Raw genomic sequence first — 22334 nt, forward strand, 5'->3', positions numbered from 1 at the left:
TCTCAATTTATTAAAACGTTTCCGTCCATTTCAGCCGGAGCAGCCAGACCCATAATCTTGAGAATAGTCGGAGCAACATCTGCCAAACGACCGTTTTCTACTTTCGCAGCTTTGTTCTCTGTTACATAAATACAAGGAACAGGGTTCAAAGAGTGAGCAGTGTTAGGAGTACCGTCTTCGTTCAAAGCGTGGTCAGCATTACCATGATCGGCAATGATAATTGCTTCGTAATCCTGTGCTTTGGCAGCTTCGATTACATCTTTCACGCAAGCATCTACAGCAATAACAGCTTTCTCGATTGCTTCATAAATACCGGTATGACCTACCATGTCACCATTAGCGAAGTTCACTACGATGAAATCATATTTGTTCTCGTTGATGGCAGCCACCAATTTGTCTTTTACTTCGAAAGCACTCATTTCCGGCTTCAAGTCGTAAGTAGCCACTTTGGGAGAAGGAACAAGGATACGATCTTCTTTATCAAACGGAGTTTCACGTCCACCATTGAAGAAGAATGTTACGTGCGCATACTTTTCTGTTTCAGCGATATGAAGTTGGCTCAAGCCTTTAGAAGCAAGATATTCGCCTAATGTATTAGATACATTATCTTTGTCGAACAGGATATGAACGCCCTTGAAAGAAGCATCGTACGGAGTCATACAGTAATATTGCAGCCCTGGGATGGTGTGCATACCTGCTTCCGGCATATCTTGTTGAGTCAATACAACAGTCAACTCTTTGGCACGGTCATTACGGTAATTGAAGAAGATAACAACATCACCTTCTTTGATTGTTCCGTCGCAGTTGGCATTCACAATCGGTTTGATGAATTCATCTGTAACACCTGCATTATAAGACTCCTGCATAGCCTGAACCATATCGGTAGCTTTCTCACCTATGCCGTTTACAAGCAGGTCATAAGCTTCTTTTACACGTTCCCAACGTTTGTCACGGTCCATAGCGTAATAACGGCCGATGATAGAAGCAATCTTGCCTGCTGATTTCTCACAGTGTGCAGAAAGTTCTTCGATAAAGCCTTTACCACTCTTCGGGTCAGTGTCACGACCATCCATGAAGCAGTGGATAAATGTATTGTCGATATTATATTCTTTAGCGATATCGCAAAGTTTGAAGAGATGAACGAGTGAGCTGTGTACGCCACCGTTAGAAGTCAGCCCCATAAAGTGAACACTCTTTCCGTTTTCTTTTGCATAAGAGAAAGCAGAAACGACTTCAGGATTTTTCAGGATGCTATTGTCAGCACATGCACGATTGATTTTTACCAAATCCTGATAAACTACGCGTCCGGCACCGATATTCAAGTGACCTACTTCCGAGTTACCCATCTGTCCGTCGGGCAAACCTACGTTTTCACCGCTTGCCTGAAGTTGAGAGTGAGGATAAGTAGTCGTCAGATAATCCCAGTAAGGAGTGGGAGTGTTGAAGATTACGTCGTCTTTCTTTTGGTCACCTAATCCCCAACCATCGAGGATCATTAAAAGGGCTTTCTTACTCATAATATTTCAATATTTAAATTATCACTCTGATTTTCGGGCGCAAAGGTACAAAAAAGATGGTTACGTAAACGTTTAATCTATGTTAAGTTACAGGGCAGAAGTACACCAGACTATGGATATTTTTCTTACTTTGTAAAATTACTTTCAATATGTTGATCGAAAAACTATTATTATGAAAACAACTTTATTTTGTATCTTACTTTTGTTATCGGGTATAGTATCCGCACAAACAATCGACCATCCTCCTTTCAAAGCCCGATCAGGAAGTATTTCCAACATCACCCGCATAGAGCGCACTCCCGAGAACACAAGAGTATATATTCATGCTATCTTCCGCCCACACTGGTGGATCATGGAAGATGGAGATACCTATCTGGAAGATGCCGCAACCGGCAAGAAATATCTGTTCAAAAGTGCTGAAGGCATCGAACTTAAAAAAGAAGTCTATATGCCGGATTCAGGAACGATGGATTATGTGCTGGTTTTCGAGCCGTTACCGTCAGAAACACAGAGTATTCATTTTCTCAATCCTACTGACCCCGAAGGTAATATTTATGACATATCGCTGGTTCCGCAAAAGAAGAAAGATTCTTCTCCACTAGTCACCATCAAAGGCAATTGGTTCAAAACGGACGGTTCCGGTTCATGGGAATATGGAGTTTACGACTCCATCAGCATTCTGAATAACCGGATATACACCAATGAAAATATCCGAAAAAAAGGAAAGCGGATTGAAATGACTTTAAAAGATAGAGAGAGTCAGGAGGAAATGACTTTATCATTCACCCCGCAAAAAGACGGCACGTGTAAGATTCAGCAGAAAGGAGCGGAAGAATTAGTGTACAGCAAGGAGAGAACTCCAATTACACAGGTTGCTGCAGAACCTGATTTTAAGCAGTTCTTCCGCCAGGATTCAACTTATCTGCAAGGGTATATAAACGGATACGATCCTCGTTTAGGATTTGACACCGGTCTTATTTATCTGTCAAATGAACTGACCCGTGAAGATTATCCGACCGTCATCCAGATAGCCCCGAACGGTAGTTTTAGCTGTCGATTTATCATTAATCATCCGATAGAATCATCGGTAGTACTGGGACACAACTGGATTCCATTCTATATTGAACCCGGACAAACTCTCACCATGTATATCGACTGGGAAGCTGTAATGGCACGCAGCCGTGCACGCGATCATTACTTCCCTATCAGGAACACAGCATATATGGGTCCATCCGCCTCTCTCTCCTACCTCCTGAAAGACTTTGATAACCTGATTACCTATCGCTATGAGGACTTATCGAAATCGCAAAAGACATTAACCCCCGACCAATACAAGGAGCACATGAAGCCTATCATTGCACAATGGAAACAGGTTGCAGACTCTGTAAGCCAAATCTATCAGCCCTCTCTCAAGGCAGTTCATCTGATAAAGAACAAGGTAGATTTGCAAGCCGGAAGTATGCTTTTTGATTTCTTGATGAGCAGAGATTATTACGCAAAGCAAGATAGCACCAATCAGGCGCTGAAAGTAAAGGAAGACGATTCCTATTACAGTTTCTTGAAAGATATGCCACTCAATGATGTAACCGTACTTGCGAATACAAACGCAAGTACATTTATCAACCGTTTCGAATACATGGACCTGTTCCGGGAAGCATATTCCGGCCAGTCTTTTTCTCCATCAGACAGCATTGATTATACTTATCCGAAGAAACCTCTATTGACTTTCCTTAAAGAAAAAGGTGTGAAACTAAATAAGGAGCAGGAAGCAATAAGACTTAGACAGGAGAAGTTGGCCGGAACTACTGCCAAAATTATAATGAGGCAGCTAATTGCAGAGAACGAGAAGATGGCATCGCTCTATGAAAAAGAACAAAAACTCATACAAGAATATGTGGCATTATATTCCGAGAAAAAGGAAGAATCCCAGCAGGATAAGGATAGAATCTTTATAAAAATGAACCAGAAATATGATTTCAAGAAAGATTCCATCATTGCACAATTATATCCTACTCCCAATCCCTTGCTCTGGCAAATAGCCAAAGTGCGGAGCCTTAATTTTAATTTAGGAAATATCAAAGACAGCCAAATAGCCCATGAATATGTGGATAGCATCAAACAAATATTCACCGAACCGTTTCTCGCAGCAGAAGCTGAACGAGTGCTGGAAAAAGCACACCCGAAAGATAGGGCGAGATCTTATCAGTTGCCTGAAGGAAAAGCGACTGAAGTATTCCGCAACATCATAAAAAATCATTCAGATAAGGTTCTATTTGTCGATTTCTGGGCAACGACTTGTGGCCCTTGTCGTGCAGGAATAGAGGCAACTGCCGATTTACGCAAAAAATATAAAGATCATCCGGAGTTTCAGTTCATCTATATCACAAGTCAGAAAGATTCGCCCGAGAAAGACTACCAAAAATATGTAGAGAAGAATCTAAAAGGAGAAGCCTGTTATTATGTTTCGGAGGCAGAGTTCAATTATCTGCGTCAACTATTCCAGTTCAATGGTATTCCACACTATGAACTTGTTGAAAAAGATGGTAGCATATCCAAAGAGCGTTTAAGCAGTTACAATATCAGGAAATATCTGGATAATCATTTCGAAGGAAAAACAGAATAGTAACGGAGCCTCTAAATAAAGGGCACGAATAAAAGAATATCAAAAAAGCGATACAAAGGGCGGAACCCTCTTCATTTTTCCGTACCTTTGCATCGCTTTTAAATTAAAATCATAGAAATATGGACGATTCAAACCCGCGAACGTGCACAACTAGTATTAATTAAAGCGAACAGAGTCATTGAAACCTGATGCCTCTGCTCGTGTCAAACAAACGAAAGGAGGCAATAAGATGAGAACGTATCTTTATTGTGAAGCTGGCTTTGTGGAAAAAGCTCAATGGCTTCCTAACAGCTGGGTAAATGTAGTATGCCCAAATAATGATGACTTTGAATTTCTAACTCAAACTCTCAACGTACCCGAATCATTTCTTAATGACATAGCCGATACAGACGAACGTCCGCGTACGGATACGGAAGGTAACTGGTTATTGACCATTCTTCGTATCCCTGTGCAGATTGCGCAAAACAGCACTCTGCCTTTCAGCACCGTACCAATCGGTATCATCACCAATAATGAAATCATTGTGTCCGTCTGTTATCATAACACTGATCTATTACCGGATTTTATTGAGCATACCCGCCGAAAAGGGATTGTTGTGCGCAACAAACTGGATCTGATTCTCCGGATCATCTATTCTTCTGCCGTATGGTTCCTGAAATACCTAAAGCAGATAAACATAGACATCAGCGCCGCAGAAAAGGAACTGGAACGAAGCATCCGCAACGAGGACCTGCTCCGGCTGATGAGACTGCAGAAAACATTGGTCTACTTCAATACTTCCATCCGTGGAAATGAAGTAATGATAGGAAAATTAAGGACTATTTTCCAGGATACGGATTATCTGGACACTGAACTAGTGGAAGATGTGATTATCGAATTGAAACAGGCACTTAACACGGTGAATATTTACAGTGACATTCTCACTGGAACAATGGATGCTTTTGCCTCCATTATCTCCAATAACGTGAATACGATCATGAAACGCATGACAAGTCTGTCCATTGTCCTGATGCTCCCGACATTGATTGCCAGTTTCTATGGTATGAATGTGGATATTCATCTGGAAGAGGTACCCTTTGCTTTCTCTTTAATCGTACTATTTTCCATCGGATTGTCAACTCTTGCGTTTGTGATATTCCGGAAGATAAAATGGTTCTAAATATTTTACAGAAGGCGTCTAAAAGGTCTTAAATTTATCCTTCCTTACTACAATTGGAGTACATCTCAAAAGTTTTGTTTCTAATCTTCTTGAGATACACTTCGATTGTAGTAAAGGGAAATCTTTCATTTTATAGGTCTTTAGAACTCTTACAATATCACTTCCTATCTATTGCTTCAAATATCCTTCGGGCAATCATTCTCATACCCTTATCATTGGGATGTGTGATTATAAAATCCTGTTTTACTTTATAGGGTTTGTTTGATGTACTATACAATATATCACCAATCTCTGGATAGACTCCTTGCTGCTCACTGATCCATGCTAGTGGAACATATTCGGCTCCACTTCGACTTGCTGCACTAATCAATGCCTCTTCTTTGTCAGCATCCGGCCAAAAGCAACCGGTAATAATAATATTAGAAGCATATTTCTTGCATACCTCTACAAGGTCAAGAATCTTCGTTTTAAACAATTCCTTATTACGTACATTTTCTCCAAGTCTTATCACTATCAAATCTTTATTTTGACATTCCTCTCCAATCAGAGAGTCAATATTACAATTTAAGTTCTGCTCCCAATATGCAATATTCAGTGGGGTGACGGTTGACAAATCATTATACTGTTTAAGCATAGACTGAAGCTGATGACAATAGTCATACTCTTCTTTCGACGCTGCCATCCCCCAATCAGAAAGCCAGTCAATATCGCGTTTCACTCCATGTTTGGTTATCGAGTTACCTAAACATAATACATTAGTTACCTTACTGACATCCAACGAAGTAGTTGATTTATAAACAGGATTGTTGACCGTAAACAGATAATTTCCTGATCCGACCTTTAACTTTATCCCTTCTTGGCAAGTTCCCATTTTAATGATACTTGTTACTGATGTCAAATCCACACCATAATCTGCTACATCTTCAAATGTTGCGGCAGGTAAACTGATTATCGCCTCACTATTGGCTGGAATAGAAACTTTCAATTCGTATTTTTCTCTACCTTTTTTCCATTCACAACGAATCATCCCATAAGGAGATTCATACGAAGTCACAGCAGATGTTATATCACCAACGAGTTGAGGAGTTATCACCACCGTCTTATATCCCAACGAGTTTTCTGCTTGACGTATACCACCTATACCACTATACAACCATTCCATTAAGTGTCCTAGCATAAAATGATTATTAGACACAAATCCAAATGCCTGCCACGATTCTGTAAGTGCTGTCGCATCATGTGCCAACTGCCAACCATAACCAGGAACATCATATCTACAATTCATTTTATAAATCAGTTCCGACAATTCATTAGCTTCCAAAGTACGTAATACGTATCTATACCCTATATCCCCAGCCGTCAATGCATAATTTCTGTTTTGTATATCACGAACCAGATTACCAAGCACAATCGGTTTATGAGCCTCATCTACCAAATCCATAAATAAAACGATTGCATTAGTCGTTTGGCTATTATGATCATAAATATTCGACGAAGAATCAAAGAATATACGATTAAAAGCAACTTTAATACTATCCGCTAACTTTTTATAGGTCTCCACATCTTCGGAAACGTCTAAAAGCCGGGCAATCTTCTGCATAATAACAGCGTTATAATAATAGGTTGCTGTTGCCGTCACTCCATTAGACGTTAATTGCGAATTCCCCGGAACATCTGGTCCTATGTCAAACCAATCGCCCAAGCCATAAGAGATTATATGATCTTTTGCACGGGAAGCCAGATAATTCATGTAATTTTTCATCGCAGGATAATATTCTATCAAAGCCCTGTCATCTCCATACCATAAATATGCATACCAAGAAGATATAATAAATGCGCTTCCCCATTCCGGCGTATCTTCGAACCCTTCTTTAAATCTTACATATTCGGGTGAGATAGAGGGGATTATCCCTTCTTCAGTTTGCGACAAACACATGTCTCTTATTATCTTGTTATACATCCGCGACATATTGTAACGATATTGTAGAGAGTATTGCATCAGATAAGCCTGTTCTACCCAGCCTAGTTTTTCCCTGTGAGGACAATCGGTCAATACACTGGCCATATTACTGCGCATGGCCCAATCTATAAGATTATGTATCTTATTAAACAAAGGATTGGAACAAGAAAAGCTCCCTGTTTCAGGAGTAGCTAGACAGGTCTGCAACCCGACAAGCCCTGTTATGATCGGAAGTTTATCCGGATTCTCCTCTCCTGCCGGAACCGCATCTTCCACTTCCACATAACGAAAACCATAATAGGTGAATTGCGGTTGCCATGTTTCAATGCACTGACCACCTCGAAGTTTATAAGCAAAATAAAAAGGCTCTCCCGATGCCGACTGATTGACTGTATGGTCCCGATTAAGTAATTCGGCAGGTATTAAACGTACACTCTGCCCTCTTTCACCTCTTATAGAAAGGCGAATTATTCCTGAAAAATTCTGTCCTAAATCATACACCCAATTTCCTTTCTCATTCTTATAATATTCAACTACGGGTATTTCCTCTCTCTGCTTGATCGGTTCTGTTTGCTGAGAAACCATTTTGGGAACATAATTGGAAACCAATACATCTTTCCAATTACTACTATCAAAACCCACATCCATCCACCCCGGTTGTTCTCGGGTTGCATCATAATCTTCCCCACCATATATACTAGAAAAAGTCACTGGACTTTCACTAACCCTCCACGATTTATCAGAAATAATCTCCTGAACAGAGTTGTCATCATAGACTATTCTCAAATGTAATCTCATTTTAGGGGCGCCATAGGAGATTAGCAATTTAAAATAACGTTCCTGTGGTACATTATAAAATCCGTTTCCAAGCATAACTCCCAGCACATTTTCCCCTCGTTGCAGCTGATCTGTTATATCAAATGATACATAAAAAGCTTCTTTATCATACAGAGTCCATCCGGCATCCAGAAAATGATCTCCCACCTTCTTACCATTCAGGAAGAAGTCAAAATGTCCCAAACCGGAAACATAAGCAAAAGCTCTACTTATGTTTTTTGCTTTCACACTAAATTGCTTCCGGAATTGAGGAAGCCTATACATTCCTACCTTTTGGGCAGGCAGAGCTTCTTTCTCCTGATAATGAATACCTCTCACTAGCTCTCTGTCTTTTTCCATTGAAATCCATAGAGCATTACCCCAGTCGGAATCTTCTAACAAACCAGTCGTAAATGTATTTATCTGACTCCATGCAGATGCCTTGTTTTCATCATCCCAGATTCTGACCTTCCAGTAATATACTTCAGACGATTTCAGTTTTACGCCTTCAAAAGGGATAAGAATTGATTTTTCAGAGAGGACCTTCCCACTATCCCATATATTGGCCTCACCATTCGTCAGTCTATCTTCTGAATCTGCCACGCACACCTGATAGGCATATTGTTTAAAATTACGTTTTTGAGCATATATCTTCCAACTAAAACGTGGAGACTGCGAATCTATTCCTATTGGGTTCCCGGCTTGTTCGGTAGTCAGGCAATAAACAGAGAAAAAGTTACCGGCAGACATATTCACCGTCGTCAATAACATAAGCAAAAGAGTTATCCTATACATCCCGTTTTTATTCTATGATTCTAACTTTGTTATTCTCAATCACTACATCTTTAATCGTCAACCTTTCGAGTCCCGTCGTATTAGGAGAATGATAAGATATTTTCAGGTTTCCGGCCTTGTCTTTGAACAACATTGCATGACCACCATCATCATCATTCAAAGGTTCCGGTATTTGTACCCATGGTCCCCGTACATTACCTGATTCCGACAACGCTTGACCGATACAATATTTGCCATCTTTGGTAAAACTAGACCACAACATCAGAAGTGCACCGTTCTCTAAACGATAAACAGTAGGAGCATCAGTCACATTACCAGTATTCTCACCTAAAGTGACCGGGCCCACCCACGGAGCTTCAGAAGCCTTAAACAACAAATATGGCTCACTATCCGTCACAGTCAAATCATCTTTCAGTTGTTGGACGTATATTTCCCCATCACCAACTTCCACCCATTCACGACAATAAAAAAGCCATGGAGTTCCTTCCTGATCAACATAAAGAGAGCCATCCAGACACGTCCATTCCTGTGGAGTGACAGCCTTATTTACTAATGGTTGAAAAGTCCCCATCACCCTATCCGAGGCCAGGACAGAAGTACCTCTCTTTATATTTGGTGCACTTAACGTAATAAACAAATAGAATTTATCTTTATACTTATAAAGATCAGGAGCCCAGAAATCTTCTTTCCCCCAAAATCCGGCAGAAGGAAGAAATGAATATCCATTTTCCTGCCAAGTAAGCAGATCTTTACTTTTGTATGATTTTACTTTCAGAGTACCATTTACACACAAGTAATAATAATCAGTATCCACATCGTAAAAAATGAAAGGGTCTCTTACTTTCAATTGACTTGCCTCAACCTCTGTTACTTTCTGCTGAATGTCATCCGTATTACTACAAGCAATAAACAATAAACTAAGCAATGCAAATGACTTACATAATAATTTTGATATCCTCATCATAGTCGTTTATTAATATTTATACTTATTATTTTTGCACTATATTATTTATACCTATCATATTTTCCATCAAGCATCACCTCTTTAACTGCTTCCAAATAGCCGAATCCATATTTCATATCAGGTAAGAGATAACCTCCCTCTATCCATTCATTCCAAGAAAAGACTGTAATCAGTTTCGGCAAATCCGGACGGGCATCGACATACTCCTTTGCCTTTTGAAGATATGTTGCAAAGCTTTGAGGAGAGTTGTTATAGTGTACTACATCCTTTTTAGTTTTATGAGGAAATCGTGGAGTATCGTCCCAACCAATAGAAGCATTGGGGAAATAAGGGACAGAAAGAGCCTCTACCCATTTCTCCATTCTTTCCATTGATTCTCTTCCCCAAGTCATATAATCTTCCGGATGCGGACCACCCCAGTTATAATGTGTCATACTGTTTATACCTAATTGCTCTATCTGTTTCAACATCGTCTTGTCAGGTATACCACCACCAATAATTGATTGTATATGAAGTTCGGGGAATCCGTACTTTTTCACCTGTTCTCTAAAATAATCTAATGCTTTACGAGCCTCATCTACAGTCCCGAAACTCTGAATGAACTTCTCCAGACCAAAAATGGAGAAAACAGGAGCCCCGTCTATCTTGAAATAGTTACTTTTTACAAAATATTGATTGATCACTCTATCCACTATGGTTTTAAAGTTTTTCCAGTCTACAGTAGCATCCCACAACAACGATTCATCGTTACCATATTTATGCACATTCCAATAGTTCTTCTTTACATCATGGTTGGCCCACATAATATAGAACTGCATCTTATCATTATTGTGTGCTTTCAAAAAGCCATCATTGATACAGCTTTCAAGAAACGGGCCCTCATCATACCAATACCAATCAAAAATGAAGACATTCACCCCATGTCGTGTAGCAGCATCAATCCATTTCTCCATCACTTGCGGATCATTATCCATTTCATATCCCCACAAAGGCTGTTTAGGCTGGTAGTGACCTTCAAAGCGAGGAGTAGCCTTTTTAATAATTTCCCACTCCCCCATTCCCTCCGGCCATAGTAGCTTACACCCTTTGGGATGGTCGTTATGGCACGAAGGCCAAACATAAGCAGCAACACTGTAATCAGGATGAGTATTCATTTCTGCCGTTTGTGCTGCCACCTGTCCGACAAAAGCAAACACAGCTGTTATATTCAACCAACAAAAAACAATATATTTGAGTCTATTCTTCTTTATCATTTCATTATCCAAAATTACGAACCGGTATTCTTCCGGCTCTGTTTATCACATCCTATAAATATTATCATTATCTCGACTGGCTACCTTATAAACAGCTAGTCATAAAAAAGTCACTCCCAAACAACGTTAGTCACAAACTCATTCTTTTGCACGAAATCATCTCCGGTAATCTTCGTTCCATTGACCAAATAACCCTCAATGTGTACATTAGATACCCGATGTTTCTCATCATAACCTTTCAATTCTATGCTGGAAGAAGAACCAACACAACGTATATTCCTGAATTGTACATTATCAATACTTCCACGAATAACATCACTTGACCATTGTGTTCCATAAACACCTAAAGAAATAGCCCTTCCCCAGTCTTTTGTGTCCATAGGCGTTTCACCCAACATTGCGCGTTCCCGTATCGGTTCCTCAATGGAAATATTATCGAAGATTACATTTTCAATATGCCCTCTATCACCATTCTGCATATCCATAGCCACCATGGTAAAACGAGGTACATAGCAATTGGATATCACAACATCCCGAATTGTATCAACTACCGTTTCCGCACCGAACTCAAATATCTTGCCCCAATCATTCCATAGCACACAATTGTCTACCCGAATACCTTCAATAATACGTTGTTCCTCATACGCCCACTGTAATCCCTTTATCGCTATATTATCGTCAAACGCTCTAATAAAAGAATTTTTTATGACTATATTACTACTATTTACTATATCAATTCCATCAGAATTGTAGCGCCAGAAGCCTATCAACTTTATATTATCAAATATAACCTGATTACAGCAAGAAGGTACGACTCCCCATTCATGTGCATCTCTCAATATAATTCCCCCAATATAAGCGTTACGTACCTTATGCAAACTAATCATGTTAGGGGCAGTCCCTCTTGCTATCCGGCTTGCATCAAGAATTCCTTTACCAATTATCTTGATATTAGAACTATTTTCACTACGAATAACTCCATAGACTACCGCCCCTTCATCTATATAAACAGTTTCATCGCTTTTCACATTAATCACTCCTGCTTCATGAACTCCAGGACCATAATAATGAATGCGACTATCCTCCTTATCCACCTGTGTATATTCCTTAGGGTTAACAAATAGATGTAAGGCTTCATGATGTCCGTTAATCTCGACGACAAACTGACAAGGATTAGCGACTTCAAATTCAATAGTATTTCCTTTCACCTCCGGAATGATCCCAAATTCTTTAGGACGTATATCACAACTCTCAATTTTTTTATCTGTTGTTATTCTCACGGTCTTGCCGGCTTCATAATCGAATGAAGCAAAAGATGCGATTTCCGTTTGTTCCAAAGGTCGTTGATATCCAGGCCAGTTCTGATTAACAGGGTACTTGGATACTCGTGCCTGATAAACGAACACAGGTTCTCCTCCTACTTCTATTTTGAAATTTCCAGAAAGAAGCTCACCTATATTCCTCGGATTACTTTTATCCGTACAACAAGTTATACTTATCACTAAAAACACAATGAATACATATTTCAAATACATAGTTATCTTTTTTACAATATTGCAGTGATGGAACAATTGAACAGAAGATACCTAAACTAATATACTTTTCAGGCATCTTCCACTCTTTTAGATTAATTTTGATAGCCCGGATTCTCCTGCAAATTAGGATTATTTCCTGTACGCGACAGTGTGATAGGGAAATAATAATTATGCTCATAGAAATTGGGAGATGTACCTGTACCATCCACATTATCCAACACCTGAAGCCGATACTTACCGGTTTCATAATCCAAAATATAACGTAATCCGGAATTGGGTTTGGAAAGGACATCCACCGCAATCCTCCAACGACGTACATCCCAGTAGCGATGTCCTTCAAAAGCCAATTCCACCTTCCGCTCGTGACGTATTTTATCACGATCTATCGACTCAAGAGGTGCTATCCCTGCACGCTCTCTTATTTCATTCACTGCTCCTAACGCCTCTCCTGTTTCTCCCAGTTCAAAAGCTGCTTCTGCCAGATTTAACAACACCTCTCCATATCTGAAAACAAGATAGTCAGTGCTTGAGATGCCAGGAAACTGAAGTGTATTATTACCCTCATCCAGATATTTCATTATGCCAAACCCTGTCCCAAACCCATTATCTACAGACTGAGTTCCTAGTGCCAGTACCCCTTGGTATGAACCATCATTCTGTATTGTTCCATCAGGCAGGCGAAGCCCGTTATGGTAATCAACCATCGTTCCTTTCCAAGCTGTATTTTGTGTATAAATTGTGGCAAAAAAACGCGGATCCTTGTTTGCCCATAATTCATCTGTTGTCCATAACCCTTGTTGAATCTGCATCCGGTCCAATATTCCAGACGTTCCATCAATATGTTCAAATGCTTCAACCATCTCAAGATAAGGAGCATCTTTATTTCCTGCACCCCATGCTTGCGGTTTGGGACATTGTGCAAAATCATATCCCCATGAATGTCCGCCGCTATAATCTCCACTGTTTATTGAAGTGGGAGAATCATTATGTCGTCTGGCTAAAATAACCTCACAATTATTTTTGACGAGAAAGATATTCTTAAAATTACTTACCTTATCTGCATTTACATCATAAAGAGAGTGTTTCTTGCCTATCTCTTTCGATGCTTTATAAGACTCCCGATAATAATGTTCAGCCAATGACGATGGGATTCCCAATAAACCATTCATTTGTACTTTTCCAAATTGAGCAATACTTCCCGCATACAATGCTGCACGACTCTTTAGTGCTAATGCAGCGTATTTCGATGGTCTACCCAAGTTATCATCTCCAACCGTTTCATACAGGTATTCATTATTTATAATATCATCCATTTCTGAAAGAATAAAGTCATAAACCTCCTGCTCCGAGTTACGGCTTGGATACAACTCCTCCCAAGGCTCATCCAACGCTTGTGGAACAGTTATCAAAGGAACGCCGCCATAACGTTTCACCATGGCAAAATAATTATACGCTCTTAAAAAACGTGCTTCTGCCACCCGCTCGTTTTTCAACTCCTCTGCTACCGGAGAACCGGGAACACGCTGAATAAATTCATTCAATGCACGAATAGTATTATAAGGGAGTTCCCACCATTCCAAGAATCCTCCACCAATAGTCAATCCCCCCGCCTTATAAGTTCTGACTGCATCCGTATTGTATGCCCAGTTTACTTTAGCCTCATCTGCAATCTCATTAATCCAACACATCCCCATTCCCAACTCACTTTGCCAGAAGTTTCCTCCATCAGTAAAATATCCGGGAGTTTCGTTTACCATTACAGAAGTCTGATAATAACACTCAGCCAAATAACTATCAATCAGAACCGGATCACTCCATACTGCATTATCAGAAATTATATCCAAAGGCTCTTTATCTAAGATATCCAAGCAGGATGTCATCATAAACAATCCTAAAAATAAAAGACTCTTTATCTTTTTCATAGCATGCATATTTATTTATATTTTAAAATGAAATATTCAATCCCAAACTTATTGTACGCTGTTGAGGATAATAATATCCCACATTCTGTGCTTCGGGGTCAATTCCATATTTACCCAAACGATTAAATGTCAATAAATTTGTTCCGGACAAATAAACTCTGGCATTATTTATATGGCACTTCTCCAAAAGTTGTCTAGGCAGACTATACCCCAATGATGCTACTTTCAATCGCAAATATCCTGCCTTCTTATAGGTAAAGTCCGAAGTGTAACTATTAGTAGACACACCTCCTAAACGTGGATAAATGGCATTAGCGTCATTATTCTCCGGACTCCATCTTTCTTCATAAAGTAAAGTGGAATACAATCCATTACTTATGTTCTGATTATATCCAAAAGCGCCTTGGAAAAGCATACTAAGGTCAAATCCTTTATAAGACAAAGCAACATTGAGGCCATATATCCAGTGAGGAAGAGTACTACCACCTATCTCTTTCTGATCTTTCCAGTTAATAATACCATCTCCGTTCAAATCTTTATACCGCACATCCCCCGGTTTAAGCATAGCATTCCCTTGTAGATCCTCATAATATGGAGCCACATCTATTTCGGTCTGACTGGTAAATAATCCATCAGAGACATATCCATACACACAGTCTGTCCACTTTCCGCTTTGTTTAAAGATTCGAGCCTGATCGGAATCTGTATAATCAGGTTCTTCATAATATTTCCATTTGGCACGTGACCAAGAAATGTTTCCACTTACATCATATCTCAGCTGATTCACAGTACCTGAAGTTCCCAGTTTTACTTCAAATCCCCTATCATTAAGACTATTAATATTCTCCGGTGGCAAATTCGCTCCAAAAGTTGAAGGTAGCGACATTAACCGTGTAGCAGGAATACCTGTACGTTCACGATAAAATACATCCACCTCTCCATATAATTTCCGATCAAAGAAAGAGTAATCAATACCCACATTGGCTATTTCCACCTTTTCCCATGTCAAATTAGGATTGGCCAAACCTGTGGAAACCATTCCTTGAACCGATTCTTTGCCCAACAGATAAGCATGCCCATAAGTATAACCAGACAAATACTGAAAATTACCTACACCATCATTTCCTGATTGCCCATAACTTAAACGTAATTTCAGATTATCTATAAAACGTATCTGTGATATAAACTTTTCTTCTGAAAGCATCCATCCTACAGATACACTAGGAAAATACCCCCAACGTTTTCCTGGAGGAAATTTAGCTGATGCATCAGCACGGAGAATTGTTTCTAATAAATACTTATTCTTATAGCTGTAATTAACCCTCCCAACAAAACTCATACGCCCCATTTCGTTTGCATAGCCATTGTTGGTCATCCCCTCGGTGCTACCTGCAAACATCTGGTCAATAGCAGTCATCATAAAGTCTTTTCTTGAAGCAAACAAATAGTCACCCGAATAATTGATTGCTTCATATAAGGCCATAGCTGTCAGATGATGAGTATCGTTAAAACTATTCTCATAATTTATAGAGTATTGTTGCGTAAATGTTTCCGATCGTGAATGTGCTTGGCTCAATGAAGCCTTGGAACCATACGTCCCAGCTAATGTATAAATATCACTGGCAGGATCATAAGTATAAAGATCTACCGGCTTATTGAAGATCTTATTAAATGAATAAACCTTCCGATAGCTCTCAAACATCTTAATAGACAACCCTTTCACAGATTTAAACTTATACTCCAATGAAGCTGTTCCACGTAAATCTTCGCCACGGGCATCATCATATCCGCTTATATCTCTATTAGAACTGACATGCAAACCACCAACACCTGCCCCAAAAGCATATGGAATTCTATCAGGATCAGGTAAAGTAGATGGATAATATGGAAGAGTATTCCAATAATCTTGCCAAATAGTTCCTCCTACTCCCATACTACGTGTTGTATAGTTCCTTTGTTCCTGGCTATAAGCAAGATCCAGCCTTAAAGTCAAATTATCCAAAATCTTGGCATCAATATTAGATTGTAAATTGAACCTCTCATAATTTCCCCCATTCTTTTTAATCATCGTTTCCTGATTCAGATAACCAAAAAAACCATAAAATTTAAGTCTGTCATTTCCACCCCGGATAGAAATGTTATGTTGTTGTTCCGGAGCCCAGTCCCTAATAAGCTCTTTATACCAATTAGTATTTGGAAAAAGAGGATCCGTGCCGTCATAGTACTTCTGTATCTGTTCTTCTGTAAACGGAGCACTAGCTTCAGGTTGCCCGGATTGAAGCCATGCTTCTCTTTCCATTTCAGCTCGCTGTCCCGAACTTGCAGGCTTCAACATTTTTGTTACCCCCTGCCAAGTGAATGCCGTGTTAAGAGTAATCATTGGTTTCTGGTCCGTTCCTCTTTTTGTTGTAATCAAGATAACGCCATTACCTGCCCTTGCACCGTAAATTGAAGCAGCTCCATCTTTCAGAATAGATATTGATTCAATCTGATTAGCATCAATATTGTCAAGTGATGCTTCAATTCCATCAACAATTATCAAAGCACTGCCAAAACCACGGACATTTAATGTAGCGGAGTCCGAACCGGGCTGTCCACTTGACTGTGTAGCAATTAATCCGGGTAGTTGTCCGACAAGTGTATTGGAAGCGGTAGCAACAGGAGCTATAGTCAACTTATCGGCTTTCACGCTCGACACCGAACCTGTCAGATTTCCCTTTCTTTGTGTTCCATAACCAACTACTACCACTTCATCCAACATCTTCGAATCTTCCTGTAATCGCACATCCATATTAGGGAGTCCTCTTACAATCTGGTTGCGATAGCCAACATAAGAAACCGTCAGGTTAGTATTCTCAGGAATCTCCAGCATGAACTTACCATCCAAATCTGTGATTGTTCCTTTCAAAGTCTTTTCTGAAGTAATAGTAGCCCCAATGATCGGTTCTCCGTTCTCATCCGTCACACGGCCATTAATCATGATATTCGATTCTTTTTTCGAATTTGAAGAAGGCTCTTTAAGCTTAAAAAGAAGAACTTTTCTACCCTTTATTTCAAAACCGACTCCAGTGCCCTCCAAGATTTTCTCCAAAACGTCCTTTAACGGTTTATTCACACAGTTTATACTCACTTTTTGTTTAGAGTCAATAACATTATCACTATAAAAAATCTTATAGCGAGTCTGCTTACTCAATTCATCAAAGACTTTCCCTATAGGAGTATTTACGACATCAATTGTCACATTTCTCGTTTGTGCAACCATTGTCTGTATATTCCCAAACAATATAACACAAAAACATACTAGAGCAAGACTCCATCCAGCCATTCCACGTCTGTACCAAGGAATTTTTCCTGCAAGTCTTTTCTGCTGAAAATTCTTCATAATCAATTAGATATTAAATTATAAATTAACAAATCCGCGAATTATATTTTAAAAAATCTCATTTAGAAAGCATATAAGAGTAGCCATACGCATCATATTTTCTATAAATGCGTAGAACTAAATCAAAAAAAGGAAACATAGTTATCCGTTGTTTAGGACAAATCATTTACCTGCATACAGCAGTTAACGGAAAATTACGGTTCGACTTTCATGATGTACCGAATAATGAACTTGAGGAGTTATAATGGTCATATCATTTAAAATTTCCTCTAATGACTCTTGCTCCAATACTATATTATAAATGATATTACTTATCGAGTCTGTATGTATCTCAAAATGATAGCCATATTTCTGCTTCAGAATATCCGTCAATTCCAGTAAGGTTTTCTGTTTAACTACAATCTGGCCTTTCATCCAATCTCCAATTTCCTCTATATTTACCCGATTCATCTGATATTGTCCTGTCTGAACATTATAAACCAGTTGAGTTCCAGGTTTCAGTTCTGATAAAATATGTACCTCCTCTGTGCCATTCTCCAGTATTTGCACTCTCCCTTCCTTCAGACTTGTATAAGAACAAATATCACCCGGATAAGCCTCAACATTAAATTTCGTTCCCAATACCTTGACTATATATATACCTACATCAACTAAAAAGGGATTTTCATCATTATGAAATACTTCAAAATAGGCCTCTCCACTCAATGCAACTTTCCTGTTCTTCCCATCAAAAGAACTCGGATAGACTAACTTTGAATTTTGATTCAATTTCACTTTTGTCCCATCATCAAGTATTACTGTTGTTCTTTCACCTTCTGCTGTTATTATAGTATTCATCATTGGTGATGGTTGGTGGAAATAGTTTTTATACCCATATCCCATAGAAAAGAATACAATCAAAATCGCTGCATATTTTAAATAGGTGCGAAATACATTTTTAGACTGACGTTGTTTCTTGATAGAATCCACCAACTTCTCCCAACCATGAGCTGTATCGGCCTTCTTTGATAATTCCTCCCATCGTCCAAGCATGTATAAATCTTTCAAACCGAAAAGAAATTCCAGGTTTTCCTTATTCTGTTCCAACCATTCTATTACCTTTTGGCTTTCTTCTTCATTAAGCTCATTCTTAAGGTACTTGACTAGTAAACTATTATCTATATCAGAAATCATCTTGATAAAGTATTTAATAAATTGGACAATACTACAAAAATCACAGGAATAGCATATTCCCTCATTGCTTGACGCATTATTTTTATAGCTTTATATAGTTGGTTCTCAACGGTTCTTACCGAAACACCCAACTTATCTGCTATATCTGCCGCTTTTACATCTTGCTCTTTACTCAAAATAAAAATCTCACGGCATTTATCAGGTAAATCATTCATTGTTTTTGTATATAACTCTTCTACTTCCTTCATAAAAACAGTTCCTCCATCTATATTATCCGAGCTATAATAAGACATTTCTATTTCTTTCAATTTTAACTCCGACAAACTAGAGAAATCACTCAATAGTGTTCTTTTTCTTAAATAATTCAGACATTTACTCTGAAAAATCTTAAAAAGATAAGATGATACAGAATAGCAAGTCACCAAACGTTCCTTATTCTCCCAAAAAGCTATAAAAGTCTCCTGAACCAAATCCTTAGAAGCTTCCTCGTCACCCAGTACTCCAACACCATATGCAAATAACCTGGGCTGATATTTCTTATAAAAATATTCAAAAGCTTTCAAATCACCTTTGCATATATCTTCATAGAAAGAATCTGTTTCTGTTTTCATATCTTATCTTTAAGTTCTTTACTTGCATTGCTTTCCGTTGCAATTATAGTTAAAGAGTCATTTACTACCTAAAATACTCATTCTTATTTTTATGTTATATAGCACTATTCCTTGCGTGCAGGATGATAAATAACAACAGAAAAAACAGCCTGTCATCTATAAACTATCTATATAGTTATGATGACAGGCTGTAAATTATACGTTTTTTATTCTATAGAGAATTAATTAAAAGAGAATGTTTAGAGAGAGAAATTAAAATATCTTATCCTTCTTTGCTTGCTTTTCTTCCGCCCAACGGAATAGAAACTCCAACGAATCCGTTCACAGAGTTAGAGTTCTTGCCTAAGAACATATAGTCAGTTCCGACAAACAGAGGACCTAATTTCAGACCCAGACCGAAAGATTTACCTGCTGACTGGATAGCTGAGTAACTAAGTGCTACATTGAACCAGCTTTTCGGACGGTAGTTTGCAGAGAATGTTAATTCTGTAAGAGCATCAGGCTGTACAAAACGAGTTGTTGACAATACACCTACTGCTAATTTGTTATTGAAGAATCCATATTCTGCACCTAATACTAGGGTAGAAGCAAGACGAGATTTACGAGATTTACTTGCATCTTCTGTTCTAAGTTGCAACATATCATAGTCAAGTACATCACCATTACTTACACGATTCAAATAATCTGTTGCTTTATTTGTAAATCCATCAATAACAGCTTGGGCTTGTTGCAAAGCATTAGGATCTGCAGGATTAATTCCTGCAAGTTCGTTTACATAATCTGAACCTTTCATATCGATTCCACTATCAGCCGATGCAATTTTTGTACTTCCCTTTGACCATGATATAAATCCTAAATCAAGTATGGAAGCAGATACTGTCAAGTTATCCATAATCTTATATGAGGCACCCAAATCGATACCAAAACCATAACCAGCAATGCCCATATCACCAGCATCAAAATCAAAATCGCTGATATAATCTTGACCTTCCTCTTGTACTAGGTTCAATCCTTTAAAAGAACTTTCCAAGCTAGCACCAACAGCCAATTCTGCTCTATAGTTACCTATTTCATTTTTCAACTGGTTTATTTGAGCAATATCAGTAATCTGCATATGTTCAAACTCCTGCATACGCGCATTACTAGGCAGAACTGCATTCATGTATGCTTTATTAATCTTCATCTCCATATTACCGATTCCTAATAAAGCTTTCACTCTAGCACCTACTGTTAAGCGGTTGTTTATTTGACGAGAGAGTCCAAGACCAACTTCTGTATATGCTTGTATATTCAATTGCTGACCACCAATATTAAATTGTTGATCTTGCCAAGTTGTTTCAAGTCCGTCCATATCATGTAAGAACTGGAACATAGATTTTGTCAGGTTAGCACCAATATCTGTCCGAAGGCCAATATTGAACGACCAAAAGTTCTTGCCTTTGTACCATCCTGCAGAAAGAATTTCTGTACTGAAGTTCACATTCAGCTTATTCTTATCTTTCAGACGGCTCATAAAATCATTGCTTTTATAGAAATCGTCACCGTTATCAATAATATCAAGAATATCCTGATAGCCTAACGAAGTAGAACCAACCGTTGCATTAACAGCACCGATCACCGGAAGATTGAAGTAACCTTTAGTCGGTGTTAAAGCCGGATTCAGTTGTTGACGATAGTGAGTACCTTCCATGAAATAGGAAGTACGTAAAAACTGTGCATTTGCAGAAAGAGTGCAAACCAACATAATAAAAAATACCCCAATGAGCTTAGAAGACCATAATAGCTTGTTCGTTGCCATGATTTTAAACTTTTTAATTCTTATTATTGTTCGCAAAGATATAGCATTTCAATAACAAATAAAAGCACTAGGCAACACTTTTTTAGCCTAAACGGAACAATTTCACGGTTATCCGTAACAAAATCGTGCTTATTCTGCAAAAAAATGTAGAAAATGTGTGTAAAATGAAACAAAGCGACTTTAGAAGCTCAAAGTCAACTGGCCATCTCCCAACAGATTGAACGTCATGCGATGGTAAGGAGTAGTGCCACGTTCGGCAATGGCGGCACGATGTTTTTTAGTTGGATAACCTTTATTGTGGTCCCAGTCATAATATGGAAATTCTTCGTGAAGACGGTTCATATAATCGTCTCGATATGTTTTGGCTAAAATTGAAGCTGCTGCTATCGAAAGATATTTCCCGTCTCCTTTCACTACTGTAGTATGGGGAACACCGGGGTATTTAGTGAAACGATTACCGTCGATCAGTAAATGTTGGGGACGGGTGGACAACTGGTCCACTGCACGATGCATCGCCAGAAAAGAAGCCCGCAGGATATTTATTTCATCAATTTCTTCCGGCGACACAATACCAACCGCCCAAGCAATCGCTTCTTTCTCTATTACCTCACGTAATGCATAACGTTGCTTTTCCGTCAGTTGTTTGGAATCATTCAACAGTTCATTCTTAAAATCCTTCGGAAGAATAACCGCAGCAGCATATACCGCTCCCGCCAAACACCCACGACCGGCCTCATCACATCCGGCCTCAATCAGATTCTCGTTCAAATAAGGTAATAACATATTTATCGCTTCTATTTTGATACAAAGGTAATTCAAATTAAAA

Annotated in this window: 13 protein-coding genes; 2 read left to right on the top strand and 11 right to left on the bottom strand. The window is 38.8% G+C overall.

What is annotated here, in order from left to right; translation table 11 throughout:
* Nucleotides 1–2: 2 nt before the first annotated feature.
* Complete coding sequence (gene gpmI, locus NQ505_RS03315; protein ID WP_008998135.1) at nt 3–1517, bottom strand: 2,3-bisphosphoglycerate-independent phosphoglycerate mutase; 1515 nt, start codon at nt 1515–1517, stop codon at nt 3–5.
* Nucleotides 1518–1689: 172 nt separating this feature from the next.
* Between gpmI and NQ505_RS03320 the strand changes: the two genes are divergently transcribed.
* The gene (locus NQ505_RS03320; protein ID WP_008998136.1) at nt 1690–4140 is read left to right on the top strand and encodes a TlpA family protein disulfide reductase; all 2451 of its coding nucleotides are present in this window, start codon (nt 1690–1692) and stop codon (nt 4138–4140) included.
* 229 nt (nt 4141–4369) lie between these two features.
* Nucleotides 4370–5299: a magnesium transporter CorA family protein gene (locus NQ505_RS03325; protein WP_008649186.1), complete on the top strand. Its 930-nt coding sequence runs from the start codon at nt 4370–4372 to the stop codon at nt 5297–5299.
* Between the two features lie 157 nt (nt 5300–5456).
* Here the strand turns inward: NQ505_RS03325 and NQ505_RS03330 are convergent, their stop codons facing one another.
* The 10 genes from NQ505_RS03330 to NQ505_RS03375 form a co-directional block, all read right to left on the bottom strand.
* On the bottom strand, nt 5457–8846 hold the full coding sequence (locus NQ505_RS03330) for a family 78 glycoside hydrolase catalytic domain (protein ID WP_232292980.1): 3390 nt from the start codon (nt 8844–8846) through the stop codon (nt 5457–5459).
* 31 nt (nt 8847–8877) lie between these two features.
* Entirely contained in the window at nt 8878–9834 is a 957-nt protein-coding gene (locus NQ505_RS03335) for a glycoside hydrolase family 43 protein (protein WP_008998138.1), read from the bottom strand.
* A 41-nt stretch (nt 9835–9875) separates the two neighbouring features.
* Complete coding sequence (locus NQ505_RS03340) at nt 9876–11087, bottom strand: glycoside hydrolase family 99-like domain-containing protein (RefSeq protein WP_008998139.1); 1212 nt, start codon at nt 11085–11087, stop codon at nt 9876–9878.
* Nucleotides 11088–11197: 110 nt separating this feature from the next.
* Complete coding sequence (locus tag NQ505_RS03345) at nt 11198–12622, bottom strand: glycosyl hydrolase family 28 protein (RefSeq protein ID WP_008998140.1); 1425 nt, start codon at nt 12620–12622, stop codon at nt 11198–11200.
* A 92-nt stretch (nt 12623–12714) separates the two neighbouring features.
* Nucleotides 12715–14544: a RagB/SusD family nutrient uptake outer membrane protein gene (locus tag NQ505_RS03350; protein ID WP_032853316.1), complete on the bottom strand. Its 1830-nt coding sequence runs from the start codon at nt 14542–14544 to the stop codon at nt 12715–12717.
* 22 nt (nt 14545–14566) lie between these two features.
* Nucleotides 14567–17926, bottom strand: coding sequence for a TonB-dependent receptor (locus tag NQ505_RS03355; RefSeq protein ID WP_008998142.1), 3360 nt, complete (start codon nt 17924–17926; stop codon nt 14567–14569).
* Between the two features lie 183 nt (nt 17927–18109).
* Nucleotides 18110–19099, bottom strand: a complete 990-nt coding sequence (locus tag NQ505_RS03360; RefSeq protein ID WP_008998143.1) for a FecR family protein — start codon at nt 19097–19099, stop codon at nt 18110–18112.
* Nucleotides 19096–19710, bottom strand: a complete 615-nt coding sequence (locus NQ505_RS03365) for an RNA polymerase sigma-70 factor (protein ID WP_008998144.1) — start codon at nt 19708–19710, stop codon at nt 19096–19098. Before NQ505_RS03365 ends, NQ505_RS03360 begins: the two co-directional genes overlap by 4 nt.
* A gap of 262 nt (nt 19711–19972) precedes the next feature.
* Nucleotides 19973–21508: a DUF5723 family protein gene (locus NQ505_RS03370; protein WP_008998145.1), complete on the bottom strand. Its 1536-nt coding sequence runs from the start codon at nt 21506–21508 to the stop codon at nt 19973–19975.
* A 180-nt stretch (nt 21509–21688) separates the two neighbouring features.
* The gene (locus tag NQ505_RS03375; protein WP_008998146.1) at nt 21689–22291 is read right to left on the bottom strand and encodes a ribonuclease HII; all 603 of its coding nucleotides are present in this window, start codon (nt 22289–22291) and stop codon (nt 21689–21691) included.
* Nucleotides 22292–22334 lie beyond the last annotated feature (43 nt).

Origin of the sequence: Bacteroides sp. D2, from assembly GCF_025147085.1 — a bacterium.
Lineage (GTDB): Bacteria > Bacteroidota > Bacteroidia > Bacteroidales > Bacteroidaceae > Bacteroides.

Excerpts from the sequence above, each read along its gene's own strand:
- NQ505_RS03375 (WP_008998146.1), bottom strand. The coding sequence starts at position 22,291 with ATGTTATTACCTTATTTGAACGAGAATCTGATTGAGGCCGGATGTGAT.
- NQ505_RS03345 (WP_008998140.1), bottom strand. The coding sequence starts at position 12,622 with ATGTATTTGAAATATGTATTCATTGTGTTTTTAGTGATAAGTATAACT.
- NQ505_RS03335 (WP_008998138.1), bottom strand. The coding sequence starts at position 9,834 with ATGATGAGGATATCAAAATTATTATGTAAGTCATTTGCATTGCTTAGT.
- gpmI (WP_008998135.1), bottom strand. The coding sequence starts at position 1,517 with ATGAGTAAGAAAGCCCTTTTAATGATCCTCGATGGTTGGGGATTAGGT.
- NQ505_RS03360 (WP_008998143.1), bottom strand. The coding sequence starts at position 19,099 with ATGATTTCTGATATAGATAATAGTTTACTAGTCAAGTACCTTAAGAAT.
- NQ505_RS03365 (WP_008998144.1), bottom strand. The coding sequence starts at position 19,710 with ATGAAAACAGAAACAGATTCTTTCTATGAAGATATATGCAAAGGTGAT.
- NQ505_RS03330 (WP_232292980.1), bottom strand. The coding sequence starts at position 8,846 with ATGTTATTGACGACGGTGAATATGTCTGCCGGTAACTTTTTCTCTGTT.
- NQ505_RS03355 (WP_008998142.1), bottom strand. The coding sequence starts at position 17,926 with ATGAAGAATTTTCAGCAGAAAAGACTTGCAGGAAAAATTCCTTGGTAC.
- NQ505_RS03350 (WP_032853316.1), bottom strand. The coding sequence starts at position 14,544 with ATGAAAAAGATAAAGAGTCTTTTATTTTTAGGATTGTTTATGATGACA.
- NQ505_RS03320 (WP_008998136.1), top strand. The coding sequence starts at position 1,690 with ATGAAAACAACTTTATTTTGTATCTTACTTTTGTTATCGGGTATAGTA.
- NQ505_RS03325 (WP_008649186.1), top strand. The coding sequence starts at position 4,370 with ATGAGAACGTATCTTTATTGTGAAGCTGGCTTTGTGGAAAAAGCTCAA.
- NQ505_RS03340 (WP_008998139.1), bottom strand. The coding sequence starts at position 11,087 with ATGATAAAGAAGAATAGACTCAAATATATTGTTTTTTGTTGGTTGAAT.
- NQ505_RS03370 (WP_008998145.1), bottom strand. The coding sequence starts at position 21,508 with ATGGCAACGAACAAGCTATTATGGTCTTCTAAGCTCATTGGGGTATTT.